Here is an 18,120-nt window from a genome sequence, read left to right on the forward strand (position 1 = left end):
TCAAAAACCCTAAAGGGGTATGGAGCCTTAGTTCACCTGCTGCGGTGCAGGCTGGGCATCGATCGTCTTTGCGGTTTCCACGACGTCGGCTGCGATCGCGATGCGACGCGGCTTCAGTGTTTCGGGAATATTGCGAAGCAGGTCGATGTGCAGCAGACCGTTCTTCAGCGATGCGCTCTGAACCTCGACATGGTCGGCGAGCTGGAAGCGACGCTCGAAGGCGCGCTTGGCGATGCCGCGATAGAGGTATTCGCTCTTCTCGGCGCCATCTTCTTCAGACTTCTCGCCCTTGACGCTCAGCACATGGGCATGGGCCTCGATGCTGAGTTCCTTTTCATCGAATCCGGCCACCGCCATGGTGATGCGGTAGGTGGTCTCGCCGGTCCGTTCGATGTTGTAGGGCGGGTAGGTCTGTGCCTGCTCGGGCTGGCTGACGCCGTCGAGCATGGAAAAGAGACGGTCGAAGCCGACGGTGGAGCGATAGAGCGGCGAAAAATCGACGTGACGCATGGTGTCCTCCTGGAAGCGACGTTTGCGGTTTTCAATGGTCCGGCCGGCGCCCCGAATGGCTGCCCCGACCGCTGTCACGGACCCTTTCGGCGTCCGTGACAAACAGATGGGAAGCGCAAAATTCGGCTTCAAGACCTTTTGCCGCGAAAAAATCGGAGCCGCTTCCGCGCGCCGGCGGATGCCGCTGAATGGCCCATGAACGGAGGGTTCCGCAGCCGTTCATCGGCGCCGCACTAGAACTGCGGCAACCGGAAGTATCTGCCTCCGGCGACTGAAGGCACGTCCCTTCGCTTCAGTCATTTTTTCAGCCGGCGTCGGGTGTCCTTTCCCGCGCCGGCTTTTTTCTTTGACGTCAACCGGGGCACCCCCTATCCCTCCAGACATCGATGCAGAACGGTGCAGCCATGGACGACATCCTCTTCTCCACGCCGGACAATCCGACCCCGCCCAACCATACGGCGGGCTATTTCGAGGGTGTTCGCGGGGCCCGGCTGCGCTACGCGATCTTCCGCTCGGAGATGTCGCCGGCACGCGGCACGGTCGTGCTGCTGCAGGGCCGCAATGAATTCATCGAGAAATATTACGAGACCATCCGAGAGCTCAACGCCATGGGCCTGTGGGTCGCGACCTTCGACCTGCGCGGCCAGGGGGGCTCGGCGCGACTGCTGAAGGCGCTCCGCAAGGGCCATGTCCGGCGGTTTTCCGATTATGAACGCGACCTCGACCTGTTTCTCGAAAAGATCGTCCTGCCGGACGCGCGTCTGCCGTTCTTCCTGATCGCCCATTCCACCGGCGCCTTGATCGCGCTGTCGGCGGCGCCGCGGCTGGCGAATCGGATCGACCGCATGGCGCTTGCCGCGCCGTTCATTGCGCTGACCAACCAGGCGATGCCGGAGCGCTGGGTGCGGCTGCTATCGGCGACGTTGTCACGACTGGGGCTCGGCAGCCGGTCGATGGGCAAGGACCAGAGCAACCGTCCCTTTCCCGGCAATCCGCTGACATCGGATCTCGCTCGCTTCGATCGCAATGCGGCAATCATCGCCGCGCATCCCGAGCTAACGATTGGTGCGCCGACGGCGCGATGGCTGCATGAGACGCTTGTTGCCGCAAGTCGCGCGACGCAACAGGCGCACCTGACCCGCATCACCACGCCCACCCTGCTGATCGCCCCTATGCGCGACGGCGTGGTGCCGTATGGGGCGCAGGAAACCCTGTCGCGGAATTTTCGCGCCGCCCAGCTGGTGACCATCACCGGCGCCCGCCATGAAGTGTTCCACGAACGCGACATCTACAGGCGACAGGCCATGGCGGCGATCGAGGCCTTCATGCCGGGCAGCGAGCAGGTGGCCGATTTTTCCGACTCCGAAGCCTGAAGACCGGTTATTCTCCAGGTCACGCCAGCAGCGCGCGCGCCTCATCGTAGACGCTGCGGCAGCCGGCAGCGATGATGTTTCCACCGTTTTCCGGCCGCCCGCCATCCCAGGTGGTGATGATGCCGCCAGCCTGCTCGATGAGCGGGATCAATGCCCCCACGTCATAGGGCTTGAGGTTGTTCTCGATCACAAGGTCGACATGGCCGGCCGCCAGCAGCGCGTAGGCGTAGCAATCGACGCCGTAGCGGAACAGCTGCACCTTGGCCTCGACCGACCGATAGCGCTCAATCTCTGCGGCGTTGAAGATGTGCGGGGACGTGGTGAACAGCGTCGCCTGCGACAGCGACCCGCAGTCGCGCGTCCGGATCTGCCGCTCGCCGTCGGGCCCGCGATACCAGGAGCGTTCGCCGTCTGCAAAATAGCGTTCGCCGGTGAATGGCTGGTCCATCATGCCGAGCCGCGCGCGGCCGCCTGAATAGAAACCGATGAGCGTTCCCCAGACCGGCACGCCGGAGATGAAGGCCCGCGTTCCGTCGATCGGATCGATGACCCAGACATGCTCGCGGTCGAGGCCGAAGGATTCGTGCTCTTCGCCGAGCATGCCGTGTTCCGGATACCAGGCGGTGACCAGCTCGCGGATGGCCGCTTCGGCTGCCTGATCCGCCTCGGTGACCGGGTCGAACCCCGAGGCGAGCTTGTTGCTGACGGACGTGCCGGATCGGAAACGCGGCAGTGTCTCACGCCGGGCGGCGTCGGCAAGGCTGTCGAAGAAAGCGCGGTCGGGAAGCATGGCGGGTTCCGGAGCTGATGAGGGACGCCTCTTTCTAGACGATCATGGCGGATCGACAAGAGACCGCAGCGCGTGAGGCATTGCCTGCAGAATAATCACCGCCAATAATTGCTTGACAATTGAGCAAATGCCACCTAGCGTCAGATCACAGTCTTTGACTGTAAATACCCTCCTTGGGTGTTTCCTCCCTAGACTCAAGCCGCGCCTCAAGGCGCGGTTTTTTTTGCCCGGCGTCTGCCGCGCCGGATGCCTTCGAACTGTGGGGGGAGAAAATCGGCCTTCTATTCGGCCGCAAGCGCGCCGTCGATGCTGAAGCCGGCGGCGAAATCCACCATCTGGCGCATGAAGGTCGACAGCGCCGCAGCCACCAGATCGAATTCCGGCTTTTTCTCAAGCGTCGCCTCGTCGACATAGAGCGCCCGGTTGACCTCGATCTGCAGCGCATGCAGGCCGCGCACCGGCCGACCGTAATGCTCGGTGATGAAGCCGCCGGCATAAGGCTTGTTGCGCACCGCGTGAAAGCCCATGTCTTCGAGAATATGCAGCGCGACGCGTGACAGTTCTGCCGATGCGCTGGTGCCGTAGCGATCGCCAATAATGAAATCCGGCCGGATGTCCGAGCCGGCAAGGCGAATGTTGCCCGGCATAGAATGGCAATCGATGAGGATCGACAGCCCAAAGCGGGCATGCGTCCGGGCGATCAGCCGACGCAGGCAGGCATGATAGGGTTTGTAGAGCGCGTCGATGCGCGCCAGCGCCTCGCCGACCGGAAGCCGGTGGCGATAGATCTCCATGTTCTCGGCGACGATGCGTGGAATGGTGCCGAGACCGCCGGCCACCCGCATCGAGCCGATATTGGCGAACGACGGCAGTGGCCCGTCGAACATCCGCGGGTCGAGCTCGTAGGGCTCGCGGTTGACGTCGAGGTAGGCGCGCGGAAAGTTCGCCACCAGCATCGGCGCCCCGAACAGCGGAGCGTCGGCAAACAGCTCGTCGACGAAATGATCCTCTGAGCGGCGGATGGCCGTCTCGTCGAGACGCGCGGCATCCAGGAAGCCTGCCGGATAGTCACGGCCGCTATGCGGAGAGTTGAAGACGAAGGGAATGGTCTGCGTTTCGGGCTCCCGCACCTCGAAGGGATCGCAATCGCCCGTCATCCAATCCATTCGGCCTTTACCATGTCCAGAACTCATCAAAGCGATATGTTGCCAGTTGCATGCGGCGAAGTCCATACTATCTCCATCCCATAGAAGGATGCTCGCGACCCGCCATTCACTGGTTTTTTACTGCCGATAGGCTAGTGTCGGAGCCTCCGGAACAACGAAAAACCAAAAACGGTCCTGACGATGCAAAAAATCCTCCTCGCCGAAGATGACAACGACATGCGCCGCTTCCTTGTGAAGGCGCTGGAAAAGGCGGGTTACAAGGTGACCTCCTTCGACAACGGAGCAAGCGCCTACGACCGCCTGCGCGAGGAACCCTTCTCCCTCCTGCTCACCGATATCGTCATGCCCGAAATGGACGGCATCGAACTGGCGCGCCGTGCGACGGAACTCGATCCCGACCTCAAGGTGATGTTCATCACCGGCTTCGCAGCCGTCGCTCTGAATTCCGATTCGAAGGCACCCAAGGATGCCAAGGTGCTCTCCAAGCCCTTCCACCTGCGCGATCTGGTCGACGAGGTGAACAAGCTTCTGGTCGCCTGAGCCCGGTTTTCCGGGCTTCTCGCGGCGGCTTGAAAAAAAGCAGTCGGCGCGGAAAATTAGCGGTTGACGGCCAGACCTTTTGTATGGTTTACCGCGGCCACGGATGGGCGTATAGCTCAGCGGGAGAGCACTACGTTGACATCGTAGGGGTCACAGGTTCAATCCCTGTTACGCCCACCATCCTCTTCAAAACGTTGAAAAATCCGCTTCGGCGGATTTTTCCGTTTCTGGGGTTTGAGCAAGCCGCTGCGGTGGCCTGGCTGGCGGAACTCTAATGATCGAAGGGCGCGCTTCAGGCGCAACCAAGCCCGCCCTGAATGCCCAGATAGGGCCAATCCTCCAGACAACGTTCGAGCAACGTCGTCTGACGAGCACCGGTCGGACCATCGTTACGGAAAGGATGACTTGCGCGCGCCCTGCCCTATCTCCTGCAGAGCGGCAGCAGATCCGACGCCGCGTCCCTTCCATCACGTGCAGGAGGACCCATGGGGTTGTTCGACAGTCTTCTCGGGCATGGATCGCGCGTCGATCCGGCCGATTTGCACAAGCGCCTCGACGGCGTGCTGATCGATGGTGAGGAGGCGCAGCTTGCCTTTCGCGTCGTGCGCGACTTTTTCGTCTTCACCCAGTTCCGGCTGATCCTCGTCGACATCCAGGGAATGACCGGCAGCAAGGTCGACTACACCACCATCCCCTACCGCGCGATCACCCGCTTCTCCGTCGAGACGGCCGGCACCTTCGATCTTGATTCGGAGCTGCGGATCTGGGTGTCCGGCAGTCCGGCGCCGATCGAGCGGACGCTCGGCAAGGGCAGCGATGTGCGCTCCATCCAGCGGGCGCTGGCAACCGGCATCAGCCGCTAGCCTCCGGCTTCTTGAAACGGCGACGGCCGGACCACAAGGATCCGGCCGTGCTTGAAATGCTGTCCGCGAGCCTACCAGCGGGGCGGTGGTCCCCAGTGGCGGTCCGGGCCACGATCGCGCCAGTGGCGCGGCGGCGGGCCCCAATGCCGTGGCGGACCATCGTCGCGCCAGTAGCGGGGCCGCGGCGGCGGTCCGCGGCGCGGAACGCAATCTCCCCAGCGATTGAGACGCCAGCCCGGGCCGCAGGCGTAGTCGACCTGCTGAACCAGATGGTTTGACGACGACTGTGGCGCCGGACGTGTGGTCGGCATCGGCTGTGCGACGCCGGATGCGGCACCGGCAAGAACAACAGCAGCTGCAAGTATCAAGGCCTTCATGATGGAACCCTCGTGATGATGGCGAGGAGAAAGCTGCACCCGGACAAATGAACGCTGGCTGAATCAGGCGTTCATCATGGTGTCGGACGCCATCCGCTAAGAGCAGGCAAGACAGGATCTGCCGCACCGGCGCGGCAGACTTGACAGCCTTGGGGTGAGGCCCATGTCTGCCTTGCGCTTCGCACCGAAGTCTGGTTCCAGAGACACCGTCAGGCCGGACGCGTCGAGCGGCACTGGCCTCGGAGGAAGCGGCTTTGTCGGCCAGGCACTCGAGCCGGCGCCCGGCTGTGAAAGAAGTTCGGAAAGATAATGCGTCTGATTGAGACAGTCTCCGCTGCTCCGCCCGTCAAGGCCCTCGTTGCCCGCCTGAAGCTCGTCAAGAGAAAGGCCTTTGCCCGCGGCAGCGAGATCGGACTGATCTTCTCGAGCATCGCCATCGGGCTTGCCGCCGGAGCCGCCGTGAGCGGCATGAGCTGGGTGTCGCGCAGCATGCACAGCATGATCTTCGGCATCGGCATGTCGGAGTGGCTGAGCTCATCGACCATCGACAACAAGCTGCTGGTGCTGCTGGCTCCGATCTGCGGCGGCATCCTGCTCGGGCTTTTCCTTTATATCCTGTCGCGCAAGCGCAAGCGCCAGATCGTCGACCCGATCGAAGCCAATGCCCTGTTCGGCGGCCGCATCTCGTTGACCGACAGCGTCATCGTTGCAGTCCAGAACCTGATCTCCAACGGCTTCGGCGCGTCTGTGGGTCTGGAAGCCGGCTATACGCAGCTGTCGGCGGGCATCGGCTCCAAGCTCGGCACGAAGCTGCGGCTGCGCCGCGAAGACATGCGCATTCTGGTCGGCTGCGGGGCCGCGGGCGCCATTGCCGCTGCCTTCAATGCGCCGCTGACCGGCGCCTTCTACGCGTTTGAGCTGATCATCGGCACCTACAGCATGGTGGCATTGGCGCCGGTCGTCATCTCGGCGATCATTGCCACCTTCGTCGCCCGCGCCCTGTCGGGTGACAGCTTCCTGATCGAGGTCGGCGAGATCGGTATCATCACGCCGGCCGACTACCTGCCGGCGATCCTGCTCGGCGCCATCTGCGCCGGCGCCGGCATCCTGATCATGCAAGGCGTCGCGCTGGTCGAGGAGCTGGCGCGCAAGAGTTCAACCCCGGCCTTTGTGCGGCCGGCGATCGGCGGCATCGTCGTCGGGCTTCTGGCCATGGTCACCCCGCAGGTCCTCTCGGCCGGCCACGGCGCGCTGCACCTGAACCTCGATGGCGGAACACCGGTGCATCTTCTCCTCGGCATCCTGCTGATGAAATCGCTTGCCTCGGCGGTCTCGATCGGTTCCGGCTTCCGCGGCGGGCTGTTCTTCGCCTCGCTGTTCATGGGCTCGCTGATCGGCATGATCTTCGCCGCCCCCGCCGACTACATCACCAGCGGCTCGCTGACGCCCACCGTGCTTGCGGTGGTCGGCATGAGCGCGCTTGCGGTCGCCATCATCGGCGGGCCGCTGACCATGACCTTCCTGGCGCTGGAAATCACCGCCGACTTCCCGATCACCGCCCTGGTGCTGGCGGCCGTCATCACCTCCTCGGTGGTCGTGCGCACCACCTTCGGCTACTCGTTTGCCACCTGGCGCTTCCATCTGCGCGGCGAGAGCATCCGCAGCGCCCACGACGTCGGCTGGATCCGCACCCTCACCGTCGACAAGCTGATGCGCGCCGACGTCAAATGCGCCCGGCTCGGCGGATCCCTCGACGAGTTTCGCGAAGCGTTTCCGCTCGGGTCGGCAAAGCGGGTCATCCTGCTCGACGACGACGAGCGCTATGCCGGGATCATCTCGCTGCCGGACGTCTACGCGGACGAGGTCGAGGCCACCAAGCCGCGCACCCAGCTGGCGGATTTCATCGGCCACCAAAACGATTTCCTGCTGCCGAATATGAACGCCAAGCAGGCGGCGGGGATCTTCGACCAGTCGCACGCCGAAGCGCTGGCGGTGATCAACAATCTCATCGATCGGCGGGTCGTCGGCCAGCTCAGCGAAGCCCATACGCTACGGCGCTACAGCGAAGAGCTCGACCGGCAGCGGCGCGAGGCCGTCGGCGAACTGCAGGCCTGACTGCACCGCACGAACCCGGATCGCCGGTGGCTGGCGATGGCAATCTCGATGCACAAACTAAAACGGCACCGGATCGCTCCGGTGCCGTTTGTAGTTCTGTCAATCAGATGATGCCGGACAGGATCAGGCAGCGTTCTTCGCGTAGTCGGCCGTCGGCACTTCGGCGATCGTCTTCAGGACGACGGAAGCGATCTGGTACGGGCAACCCTGGCTGTTCGGGCGGCGATCTTCGAGATAGCCCTTGTAGCCGTTGTTGACGAAGGAGTGCGGAACGCGGATCGAGGCGCCGCGGTCGGCAACGCCGTAGGAGAACTTGTTCCACGGTGCCGTCTCGTGCTTGCCGGTCAGGCGCAGATGGTTGTCCGGGCCGTAAACGTCGATGTGCTCCTGCCAGTTCTTGGAGAAGGCAGCCATGAGCGCTTCGAAGTATTCCTTGCCACCGATCTCGCGCATGAACTTGGTCGAGAAGTTGCAGTGCATGCCAGAGCCGTTCCAGTCCGTGTCGCCGAGCGGCTTGCAGTGGAATTCGACGTCGATGCCGTACTGTTCGCAAAGGCGCAGCAGCAGGTAGCGGGCGATCCAGATCTGGTCGGCGGCGCTCTTGGAGCCCTTGCCGAAGACCTGGAATTCCCACTGGCCCTTGGCCACTTCGGCGTTGATGCCTTCGTGGTTGATGCCGGCGGCGAGGCAGAGGTCGAGGTGCTCTTCAACGATTTCGCGGGCAACCGAGCCGACGTTCTTGAAGCCGACGCCCGTGTAGTACGGACCCTGCGGAGCCGGATAGCCCTGCTCGGGGAAGCCGAGCGGACGGCCGTTCTCGTAGAAGAAGTATTCCTGTTCGAAGCCGAACCAGGCGCCTTCGTCGTCGAGGATCGTCGCGCGGCTGTTGGAGGCATGCGGCGTGACGCCGTCCGGCATCATGACTTCGCACATGACCAGAGCGCCGTTGGTACGGGCCGGGTCAGGGTAGATGGCGACAGGCTTCAGCACGCAGTCCGAGCTATGACCTTCAGCCTGCATCGTGGAGGAGCCGTCGAAGCCCCAGAGCGGCAGCTGTTCGAGCGTCGGGAATTCGTCGAATTCCTTGATCTGCGTCTTGCCGCGAAGGTTCGCCACCGGCTTGTAGCCGTCGAGCCAGATGTACTCGAGCTTGTATTTCGTCATAGGTCTCTCTCGTTTCTATGCTGCCTGATGTAGCACATCCCAATCGGAAGACGCCGCCTCATGGGCGCCAGCGTGGGGACTATTTCCACAGATGCATATAGCGTGCCAGACGACGCCCGGCCCGTATTACTGTTGCTCTCGGCAGAAGCAGCTCGGGCCGCGACGACTCCCATCACGGATGGATTGCGCTCGCACGGCAGCGCTTTGGAACCCTTCCGGACAAGCCTCGTTGACCGGATTAGCCAGGGTGCAGCCGCCCGTTCATCGATCACGCGATCCTCTGCCTAATCGCTTGCAAGATGATGTCAAAATATGCATATTGGTTATAAATGAACCACTGAGAAGATGCAAAAGAAAGCATCTTGATTATATAATAGGCAAAAACGCCTCAGCGGACTGGAAGAATGAACCAAGGATAGCCCAGATGAATACCGCTTCCGAAAGAACGACAGCGCAGATCATTCCCTTCCCGACCCGCGCCATGCGCTCCGCGGCGCTCGGTGCGGATCGCCTTGATCAAGACGCTCAGGCAGAGAAGGCGCGCTTTGCCGATCTCGCTTTCGGTGGAAGCTGGTATCATCAGGAGGCCCTGGTGGAGCCGACGCCGCCCAAGGCGAACTGATGCGTCATTTGCCCAAATAAAAGGCGACTGCGGTCAATTGTTGTGCTGTCGCCTGTCTCGTGTGCAGGAGCAGGCGCTTGCCCGGTATCGATTTGGTTGACAGGCGCCGCCAACGCACGGGAATGTGGCAATCCGATTCATTCGAAGGCACATCCGTCAGCTCAAGCTGCTCCGTTCGCCGGCGCGATCTGTAATGCCGCAGATGATGGCCGGTGCATCCGGCGATCATACTCGCCGTTGATCTTGGCTTCTGCTTTCCGCAGGCGAGTGCCGCGCCGCGCTCCTGGCGGGTAATCCGGCTTGCATTGTTCTCTTGCATTGCACACACTTGGCTTCTTCGCGGCGTTCGGGCACACGCATATGGTCCGGCAAGGAGCTCCATGTCGATCAAAGCCAGCATCTACCATCTCACGCATTACAAGTATGACAGACCGGTCCGTCTCGGGCCCCAGATCATCCGCCTCAAGCCGGCCGCCCATTCCAGAACCCGCGTCCTCAGCCACTCGCTGAAAGTCTCGCCGGCCAATCACTTCGTCAATCTGCAGCAGGACCCCTACGGCAACTACCTCGCCCGCTTCGTCTTTCCGGAGCCGGCGACGGAGCTGAAGATCGAGGTCGACCTGATCGCAGATATGTCGGTCTACAATCCCTTCGACTTCTTTGTCGAAGAAGAGGCGACGAGCTGGCCCTTCGATTACCCGGAGGCGCTGGTCGAGGATCTCTCGATCTACCGCAGACCGGAGCCGACGGGGCCACTGCTCGACGCGTTCCTGGCGACGCTCGACCGCAGTCCCGGCCAGCATACCGTCGATATGATCGTCGCCATCAACGCCCGCCTGCAGAGCGAGATCGGCTATGTGATCCGCATGGAGCCGGGCGTTCAGACGCCGGAGCAGACGCTCGAGACCGGCCGGGGATCCTGTCGCGACACAAGCTGGCTGCTCGTCCAGATCCTGCGCCACCTTGGCCTGGCCGCCCGCTTCGTCTCCGGCTACCTGATCCAGCTGACGCCGGACCTGAAGGCGCTCGATGGCCCCTCCGGCACCGAGCACGACTTTACCGACCTGCATGCCTGGGCCGAGGTCTATCTGCCGGGCGCGGGCTGGATCGGCTTTGATCCGACGTCCGGCCTGCTGACGGGCGAGAGCCATATTCCGCTGGCCGCCACGCCCCACTACCGCAATGCCGCGCCGATCTCCGGCGGATATTACGGGCAGGCCGAAACCAGCTTCGACTTCGCCATGACCGTGTCGCGCGTTGCCGAGCATCCGCGCATTACCAAGCCGTTTTCCGACGACAGCTGGCACGCTCTCAATGATTTGGGCGAGCGCGTCGACGAGGTGCTGAAGGCCGAAGACGTCCGGCTGACGATGGGCGGCGAGCCGACCTTCGTGTCGATCGACGATTTTGAATCCGAGGAATGGAATACCGACGCGGTCGGCCCGACCAAGCGGGATCGTGCCGACGTCCTGATCCGTCGCCTGCGGGAGCGCTTCGCGCCCGGCGGCTTCCTCCATTACGGCCAGGGTAAATGGTACCCCGGCGAAAGCCTCCCGCGTTGGACCTTCTCGCTGTTCTGGCGCCGTGACGGCAAGCCGATCTGGAGCAATCCGGATCTGGTTGCCGAGGAAGGCCGCGACTACGGCGTCCGCGACGAGGATTCCGCCCGTCTGCTGCAGGAGATGGCAGGCGAGCTCGGCGTGGCTCCCGACATGGTGGTGCCGGCCTTCGAGGATCCCGGCGAATGGATCCTGCGCGAAGCCAACCTGCCGGACAATGTCGACCCGTCCAATTCAAAACTTACGGACGCCGAGGAGCGCAGCCGTATCGCCCGCGTGTTCGAGCGGGGCCTGACGCGGCCGAGCGGCTATGTGCTGCCGGTCCAGGCGTGGAACGCCCGCGCCGAAGGCCCGCGCTGGGTCAGCGAACGCTGGCGGACGAGACGCGGCCGCGTCTTCCTGGTGCCGGGCGACAGCCCCGTCGGCTACCGGCTGCCGCTGGGCAAGCTTCCCTACGTGCCGCCCTCGCAGTTCCCGTACATTCACGAGGCGGACCCTTCGATTCCCCGCGCGCCGCTGCCGGATGTCATCGTGCCGGCCGGCCGGTCGATGCCCGAATCCTCCTTCAAGGCCGGGGACACGGAAAATCTCGGACGTGTCGAGCAGGTCTTGGGCGAGATCGGCGGCGCGGTGCGCACTGCAGTCTCCGTCGAGCCGCGCGATGGCCGGCTGTGCGTCTTCATGCCGCCGGTCGAAAAGATCGAGGATTACCTCGAACTGGTCGCCGCCGCCGAAAATGCCGCGGCAAAGCTGAAGCTCGCCGTGCATATCGAGGGCTATGCTCCGCCGCACGACGAGCGCATCAACGTCATCCGTGTCGCTCCCGATCCCGGTGTCATCGAGGTCAACATCCACCCCGCCTCGAACTGGAAGGACTGCGTCGACATCACCACCGCCGTCTACGAAGAAGCCCGCCAGGCACGGCTCGGTGCCGACAAGTTCATGATCGACGGGCGTCATACCGGAACCGGCGGCGGCAACCATGTGGTGGTCGGCGGCGCCAATCCCAATGACAGTCCGTTCCTGCGGCGCCCCGACCTCCTGAAAAGCCTGGTGCTGCATTGGCAGCGTCATCCGTCGCTCTCCTATCTATTTTCCGGCCTGTTCATCGGCCCGACCAGCCAGGCGCCGCGCATCGACGAGGCTCGCCACGACAGCCTGTACGAGCTGGAGATCGCGCTGGCCCAGGTTCCGCCGCCGGGTGGCGCTGCGCCCCTGCCCTGGCTCGTGGACCGCCTGTTCCGCAACCTGCTGACCGACGTCACCGGCAATACCCATCGCTCGGAAATCTGCATCGACAAGCTGTTTTCGCCGGATGGTCCGACCGGGCGCCTTGGGCTCGTCGAATTCCGCGGCTTCGAGATGCCGCCCAATGCGCGCATGTCGCTTGCCCAGCAACTGCTCGTGCGGGCCCTCATCGCCCGCTTCTGGAAGAACCCGGCGCAAGGCTCCTTCGTCCGCTGGGGAACAGCGCTGGCCGACCGCTTCATGCTGCCGCACTATGTCTGGGCGGATTTCCTCGACGTGCTGGCCGATCTCAAAGACCATGGTTTCGAACTGCGCCCGGAATGGTTCGAAGCGCAGCTGGAATTCCGCTTCCCGTTCTTCGGCGAAGTCGAATACGAGGGGACGAAGCTGGAACTGCGCCAGGCACTGGAGCCTTGGCACGTCATGGGCGAACAGGGGGCGATCGGCGGCACTGTGCGTTACGTCGATTCCTCTGTCGAGCGGCTGCAGGTTCGCCTCGAAACCAGCAATCCCTCCCGCTACACGGTGGCCTGCAACGGCCGCGCCGTACCGCTGAAACCCACTGGCGCCTCCGGCGTTTCGGTCGCCGGCGTCCGCTTCAAGGCATGGCAGCCGTCAGCCGGCCTGCATCCGGTGCTGCCGGTCAATTCGCCGCTGACCTTCGACATCTACGACACCTGGTCGCAACGCTCGATCGGCGGCTGCATCTACCACGTGGCGCACCCCGGCGGCCGCAACTACGAGGCTTTCCCGGTAAATGGCAACGAGGCGGAGGCCCGCAGGCTTGCGCGCTTCGAGCCTTGGGGGCATACGACCGGCCGGTATGAATTGATGTCGGAAAAAGAATCGCCGGAGTTTCCGCTGACTCTCGACCTGCGTCGGCCGATAGGAGTCTGACGTGGCACGTGCCCCGGTGAGCGAAATCAAGAAAAGCACCGGGGCAATTACCGAAGACCCGATCCTCGGCTATCGCCCGCTTCCCGGCGTCCCCGACGAGATGCTGGACGTCCACGGCCAGATCCGGCCGGTGTGGCAGAACCTGATCGGCGCGCTCGGGCGAATGTCGGAAGCCGAGCTTCACGAACGCTTTGCCCGTGCCGACCGCTACCTGCGCGATGCCGGCGTGTTCTACCGCGCCTACGGGTCGCAGGAGAGCGGCGAACGCAGCTGGCCGATTTCGCACGTACCCGTCCTCATCGATGGTCGCGAGTGGGAGAAGGTGTCGGCCGGTCTCGTCCAGCGCGCCGACCTGCTGGAGAAAATCGTCGCCGACATCTACGGTGACAGCATGCTGGTGCGCGAAGGCATCCTTCCGCCGGCGCTGGTCGGCTCCAATCCGGAATTCCTGCGGCCGCTGGTGGGCGTCAAGCCGGCGCACGGCCACTACCTTCACTTCGTCTCATTCGAGATCGGCCGCGGCCCGGACGGCAACTGGTGGGTTCTTGCCGACCGCACCCAGGCGCCCTCCGGCGCCGGTTTCGCGCTGGAAAATCGCGTGGCAACGACGCGCGCCTTCTCCGACATTTACGGCGAGACGCATGTCCACCGCCTGGCCTCCTTCTTCGGCGCCTTCCGCGATGCTCTGCAGGCGCACAAGCGCTATCCGGACGACCGCATCGCCGTCCTCACGCCCGGCCCGGCGAACGAGACCTATTTCGAGCACGCCTACATTGCCCGCTACCTCGGCTTCATGCTGCTGGAGGGCGAGGACCTTGCGGTCGTCAACGACCGGGTGATGGTGCGCACGGTTGCCGGCCTGAAGCCGATCGGCGTGCTCTGGCGACGCCTCGACGCTTCCTATTCGGATCCGCTGGAGCTCAACCAGACTTCGCATATCGGCACGCCCGGCATGGTCCAGGCGCTGCGGGCCGGATCGGTCACCATCGTCAATGCCCTCGGCTCGGGCATTCTGGAAACGCGCGCCCTGCTCGCCTTCATGCCGACGATCTCCCGGCGGATGCTCGGCGAGGAACTGCTGCTGCCATCGATTGCCACCTGGTGGTGCGGGCAGAAGGACGAACGCCGGCACGTCGCCGACAATATCGAGCGCATGGTCATCGGCCCTGCCTATTCAAGGCTGCCGTTCTTCGAGGATAATGGCCGCTCGGTGCTTGGCTCGTCGCCGCGCGGAGCGGACAAGCCCTCCGTCTCGGACTGGCTGGCGGCCGAGGGCGGAAGGCTTGTCGGACAGGAGCTCGTAACGCTGTCGACAACCCCGGCCTATGCCGGCGGCAGGCTCATCCCGCGGCCGATGTCGCTGCGAGTCTTTGCCGCCCGCACCGAGAACGGCTGGCAGATCATGCCGGGCGGCTTTGCCCGGATCGGCAACGGCGACGACGTCGCCGCAATCGCCATGCAGTCGGGCGGCACCGCCGCCGACGTCTGGATCGTCTCCGACAAGCCGGTCGAGCGCCAAAGCCTGCTGACGCCGGAGGAGACCTTTACTCGCAACATGCCCGGCAGCCTGCCTAGCCGTGCAGCGGATAACCTGTTCTGGCTCGGACGCTATATCGAGCGCGCCGAAGGGGCGCTGCGCATCCTGCGTGCCTGGCACATGCGCTATGCGGAATCGGCCGACCCGGACGCGCCGCTGCTCGCCGACGTGACGCGCTACCTGAAGGGCATCGACATGGACATGTCGGAGGCCCTGCCGGAACCGCTGATCCGCAACATCGACAGCGCCATCTACTCGGCCAGCAACATCCGCGACCGCTTCTCGCTGGACGGCTGGCTGGCGCTGAACGACCTGGCCAAGACCGCAAAACGTTTCCACGATGCGGTCCAGGCGGGAGACGATGCCGCCCATGCGATGACCGTGCTCCTGCGCAAGCTCGCGGGCTTCGCCGGCCTGGTGCACGAAAACATGTATCGCTTCACCGGCTGGCGCTTCCTGTCGATCGGCCGCTACCTGGAGCGCGGCCTGCACATGACCCGCCTTCTCGGGCACATGTCCGGACCGGCGGCTCCCGACGGTTCTCTCGACATGCTGCTGGAAATCGGCGACAGCGTCATGACCCACCGCCGTCGCTACAACGTCAACACCGCCCGCCTGACGGTGACCGATCTCCTGGCGCTCGACCCACTCAACCCGCGCTCGATCCTCTTCCAGCTGAACGAGATCCGCACCGAAGTCGAGCAGTTGCCGCACCCCTACGGGACCGGCCAGATGTCGGAGCTTGACCGCGAGGCGATGCGCCTGCATTCCGGGCTGGCGGTCATGACCACCGAGGCGATGACGGCTGACGTCTACGACAAGCTGGAAGACGAGATGGAGCGGCTCTCCGATCTCATTGCCCGGACCTATTTTGGATAGCCGATGCTCTACGACCTTTCGCTGCACATGGGCTATGTCTACGAGGTACCGGCCTCCGGCGCCCGCCATATCCTGCGCATCATGCCGCTGTCGATCTCCCACCGCCAGCGTCTGGTCGCCGGCTCGATCAGCGTCTCGCCGACGCCGGACGAGCGGACGACCTTCGTCGATTTCTTCGGCCTGCAGGCAACCTCCGCGCTTTTCCGTTCGCCGCACGAGCGGCTGGACATCCGCATGCAGGCACGCGTTCAGGTGGATGCTCTTCCCCTGACGGCCGACCTTTCGCCGGAACTGGCCAAGCTCGAACACGAGCTCTCCGACACCCGCTCGGTCGATGCAGGCTCTCCCCATCACCTGGTGGGATCGAGCCCGCGGCTGCCGGAAGAGCCGGCGATCGCAGCCTTTGCCCGCGACACGGTGAAGCCGGGCCAGACCGTGCGCGAGATCGCCACCGCGCTCTGCGCCCGCATCCACGGCGAATTTGCCTATGATGCGAAGGCGACGACGGTCGATACGACGCCGTGCGAAGCCTTCCGCCTGAAGCGCGGCGTCTGCCAGGATTTCGCCCACATCATGATCGTTGCGCTCCGCAGCCTCGGCATCCCCGCCGGCTATGTGAGCGGCTTCCTGCGCACCATTCCGCCACCCGGCAAGGAGCGGCTGGAAGGCGCAGATGCCATGCATGCCTGGGTGCGCGTCTGGTGCGGCACCGCCACCGGCTATGTCGAGCTCGATCCGACGAACAACATTGCGGCAGGGTCGGACCATATCGTCGTCGGCTACGGCCGCGACTATTCCGAGGTGGCGCCGATGATCGGTATCCTGAAGAGCTACGGAAGCCACAAGACCGTCCAGGCGGTGGATGTCGTTCCGATCCGGCAATAACGCTCCGCTTTCGGGCGCTTCGTTCAAATTTAAGCTTTCCCGTTAGCGGTTTCCCCAACCTCTTCCTCTATGCCTGACCGTGTTCAATCAAGCGAACTTGGATGGCCGACGATGAGCTGGGTTTCACTGTCTCGAATGCTGAAGGATCGGGGTGGCAATTTCGCCATGACGACCGCTTTGCTTCTTCCGATCACGATCGGCGTCGGAGGCATGGCGGTGGATCTGACCAACGTGATGCAGGAGAAGTCTAACCTGCAATCGGTCGCCGATGCTGCGACGCTGGCTGCCGCTTCGAAGATGTCCCAGGACGACATCAGCGCCAACGAGGCCAAATCCGTCGTCGAGAATTACCTGCTCGGCCAGTACCTTGCGCAGATGCGCCAAAGCGGTGTGACGGAACAGGAAATTGCCCTCGCCAAGGCGGAGCTCCTGAAAAACACCTCCGTCGAGGCGACGGTGACCGCCACCGGCGGCTCGAGCAAGGCCTTCGACGTCAAGATGACGACGACCCACAGCGTGCCGCTCAATCCGCTGACCCGCCTGATCGGCCCGGACAGCATTCCGGTGACGATTTCGAGCGTCGCGGCCAGTGCCCGCGAAGGCAACGCGCTATCGATGTATCTGGTCCTCGACCGCTCCGGCTCGATGGCCTGGGACACGACGACGGTCAACCCGGTCAAGCCGACGAAGACAGAGAGCTATCAGGAACAGGTCAACTCCACCTGCTATGACTGGCGGGGCCGAGCCTACAGCTGCACGACGACGGTGACGAAAACGCGCGATGTGCCGAATTACGTCATCAAGATCGAAGCTCTGAAGGCGGCAGCCACGATGATGTTCGGCGAGCTGCAGAAGGCCTCCGCCCCGGACACCACGGGCACCGCGCTGCGCGAAGAGGCGGCAAAGAAGCTGATCCGCATCGGCGCTGTATCTTACACGCACGAGACGCAGGACGAACAGAAGCCCGCCTGGGGCACGACGGCAGCCGCGAAGTACGTCAGCGATCTTCCAAGCGTCCCGACCGGCGGCACGGATGCGAGCGGCGCACTGGCCGTAGGCTTTGCCGATCTGATTTCGACCAACACCACCGAAGCCACCCAGCACAAGGCCAAGGGCAATCCAAGCTTTGCTCGCTTCATGGTGCTGATGACCGACGGCGAGATGACGGGGAATTCCAGCAGCTGGAACCGTGGGATCGACGACAAGGTCCGGACCGCCTGCGCCAATGCGAAGAAGGACAACATCACCATCTTCACGGTCGCCTTTATGGCGCCGGACAAGGGCAAGGACCTGCTCAAGGCCTGCGCCACCAACATCGACAACTACTACGAGTCCAACGACATGGCAGCGCTGGTCACCGCTTTCGGCGACATCGGCCGCAAAGCCGCAAAGACCGCCACCCGCCTGACAAACTGATGCCGGTCGCATTCCCGGACTGACGAGCGCCTGCCGATATCGGCGGGCGCTTTTGTCGTTTTCCTACAGCCACTTGACGAACGAGAGCATCTGCTGGAAGCCAAGCGTCAAGAACATCGCGATGGGCGATTGCATGTGTCTCGCAACGGTGCATAAACTGTCGCCAGACATGCGCCGGA

The 18,120-nt window shown here is 63.6% G+C and carries 15 protein-coding genes and 1 tRNA gene; 10 read left to right on the forward strand and 6 right to left on the reverse strand.

Annotated elements, in window-relative coordinates:
* Window positions 1-27: 27 nt before the first annotated feature.
* Window positions 28-510 carry an Hsp20 family protein gene (locus AAIH46_RS05210; protein WP_430304550.1) on the reverse strand — a complete coding sequence of 161 codons (483 nt, stop codon included), beginning with the start codon at window positions 508-510 and terminating at the stop codon, window positions 28-30.
* Window positions 511-914: 404 nt separating this feature from the next.
* On the opposite strand from AAIH46_RS05210, the gene AAIH46_RS05215 reads away from it, so the two are divergent.
* The gene (locus AAIH46_RS05215) at window positions 915-1,883 is read left to right on the forward strand and encodes an alpha/beta fold hydrolase (protein WP_430304551.1); all 969 of its coding nucleotides are present in this window, start codon (window positions 915-917) and stop codon (window positions 1,881-1,883) included.
* Between the two features lie 19 nt (window positions 1,884-1,902).
* Here AAIH46_RS05215 and hisN read toward each other — a convergent pair whose 3' ends face one another.
* Window positions 1,903-2,673 (reverse strand): histidinol-phosphatase, encoded by a 771-nt coding sequence (gene hisN / locus AAIH46_RS05220; protein WP_430304552.1) that lies wholly within the window; start codon window positions 2,671-2,673, stop codon window positions 1,903-1,905.
* A gap of 281 nt (window positions 2,674-2,954) precedes the next feature.
* Window positions 2,955-3,839: an N-formylglutamate amidohydrolase gene (locus AAIH46_RS05225; protein ID WP_430304553.1), complete on the reverse strand. Its 885-nt coding sequence runs from the start codon at window positions 3,837-3,839 to the stop codon at window positions 2,955-2,957.
* A gap of 180 nt (window positions 3,840-4,019) precedes the next feature.
* On the opposite strand from AAIH46_RS05225, the gene cpdR1 reads away from it, so the two are divergent.
* The 3 genes from cpdR1 to AAIH46_RS05240 all read left to right on the forward strand — a co-directional run bounded on the left by cpdR1 (window position 4,020) and on the right by AAIH46_RS05240 (window position 5,242).
* Window positions 4,020-4,379 carry a response regulator CpdR1 gene (cpdR1, locus tag AAIH46_RS05230; protein WP_430304554.1) on the forward strand — a complete coding sequence of 120 codons (360 nt, stop codon included), beginning with the start codon at window positions 4,020-4,022 and terminating at the stop codon, window positions 4,377-4,379.
* Between the two features lie 105 nt (window positions 4,380-4,484).
* Window positions 4,485-4,559, forward strand: a tRNA-Val gene (locus AAIH46_RS05235).
* A gap of 305 nt (window positions 4,560-4,864) precedes the next feature.
* Window positions 4,865-5,242, forward strand: a complete 378-nt coding sequence (locus AAIH46_RS05240; protein ID WP_430304555.1) for a PH domain-containing protein — start codon at window positions 4,865-4,867, stop codon at window positions 5,240-5,242.
* A 71-nt stretch (window positions 5,243-5,313) separates the two neighbouring features.
* On the opposite strand, the gene AAIH46_RS05245 is transcribed toward AAIH46_RS05240, so the two are convergent.
* Entirely contained in the window at window positions 5,314-5,619 is a 306-nt protein-coding gene (locus AAIH46_RS05245; protein WP_430304556.1) for a GCG_CRPN prefix-to-repeats domain-containing protein, read from the reverse strand.
* Window positions 5,620-5,928: 309 nt separating this feature from the next.
* Here AAIH46_RS05245 and AAIH46_RS05250 point away from each other — a divergent pair, with 309 nt between their 5' ends.
* Window positions 5,929-7,734, forward strand: a complete 1,806-nt coding sequence (locus tag AAIH46_RS05250) for a chloride channel protein (RefSeq protein ID WP_430304557.1) — start codon at window positions 5,929-5,931, stop codon at window positions 7,732-7,734.
* A gap of 123 nt (window positions 7,735-7,857) precedes the next feature.
* Here AAIH46_RS05250 and AAIH46_RS05255 read toward each other — a convergent pair whose 3' ends face one another.
* Window positions 7,858-8,898, reverse strand: coding sequence for a glutamine synthetase beta-grasp domain-containing protein (locus AAIH46_RS05255; RefSeq protein WP_430304558.1), 1,041 nt, complete (start codon window positions 8,896-8,898; stop codon window positions 7,858-7,860).
* Between the two features lie 424 nt (window positions 8,899-9,322).
* Here AAIH46_RS05255 and AAIH46_RS05260 point away from each other — a divergent pair, with 424 nt between their 5' ends.
* The gene (locus AAIH46_RS05260; RefSeq protein ID WP_430304559.1) at window positions 9,323-9,520 is read left to right on the forward strand and encodes a DUF2735 domain-containing protein; all 198 of its coding nucleotides are present in this window, start codon (window positions 9,323-9,325) and stop codon (window positions 9,518-9,520) included.
* Between the two features lie 4 nt (window positions 9,521-9,524).
* Here the strand turns inward: AAIH46_RS05260 and AAIH46_RS05265 are convergent, their stop codons facing one another.
* Window positions 9,525-9,839: a hypothetical protein gene (locus AAIH46_RS05265; protein WP_430304560.1), complete on the reverse strand. Its 315-nt coding sequence runs from the start codon at window positions 9,837-9,839 to the stop codon at window positions 9,525-9,527.
* Between the two features lie 61 nt (window positions 9,840-9,900).
* On the opposite strand from AAIH46_RS05265, the gene AAIH46_RS05270 reads away from it, so the two are divergent.
* The 4 genes from AAIH46_RS05270 (at window position 9,901) to AAIH46_RS05285 (ending at window position 17,941) form a co-directional block, all read left to right on the forward strand.
* On the forward strand, window positions 9,901-13,224 hold the full coding sequence (locus tag AAIH46_RS05270; RefSeq protein ID WP_430304561.1) for a DUF2126 domain-containing protein: 3,324 nt from the start codon (window positions 9,901-9,903) through the stop codon (window positions 13,222-13,224).
* 16 nt (window positions 13,225-13,240) lie between these two features.
* Complete coding sequence (locus AAIH46_RS05275; protein WP_430305009.1) at window positions 13,241-15,640, forward strand: circularly permuted type 2 ATP-grasp protein; 2,400 nt, start codon at window positions 13,241-13,243, stop codon at window positions 15,638-15,640.
* A 3-nt stretch (window positions 15,641-15,643) separates the two neighbouring features.
* Window positions 15,644-16,525, forward strand: coding sequence for a transglutaminase family protein (locus AAIH46_RS05280; protein WP_430304562.1), 882 nt, complete (start codon window positions 15,644-15,646; stop codon window positions 16,523-16,525).
* 111 nt (window positions 16,526-16,636) lie between these two features.
* Window positions 16,637-17,941, forward strand: a complete 1,305-nt coding sequence (locus tag AAIH46_RS05285) for a pilus assembly protein TadG-related protein (protein ID WP_430304563.1) — start codon at window positions 16,637-16,639, stop codon at window positions 17,939-17,941.
* Window positions 17,942-18,120 lie beyond the last annotated feature (179 nt).

The organism is Rhizobium sp. 0TCS1.26 (assembly GCF_050455525.1).
GTDB lineage: Bacteria > Pseudomonadota > Alphaproteobacteria > Rhizobiales > Rhizobiaceae > Neorhizobium.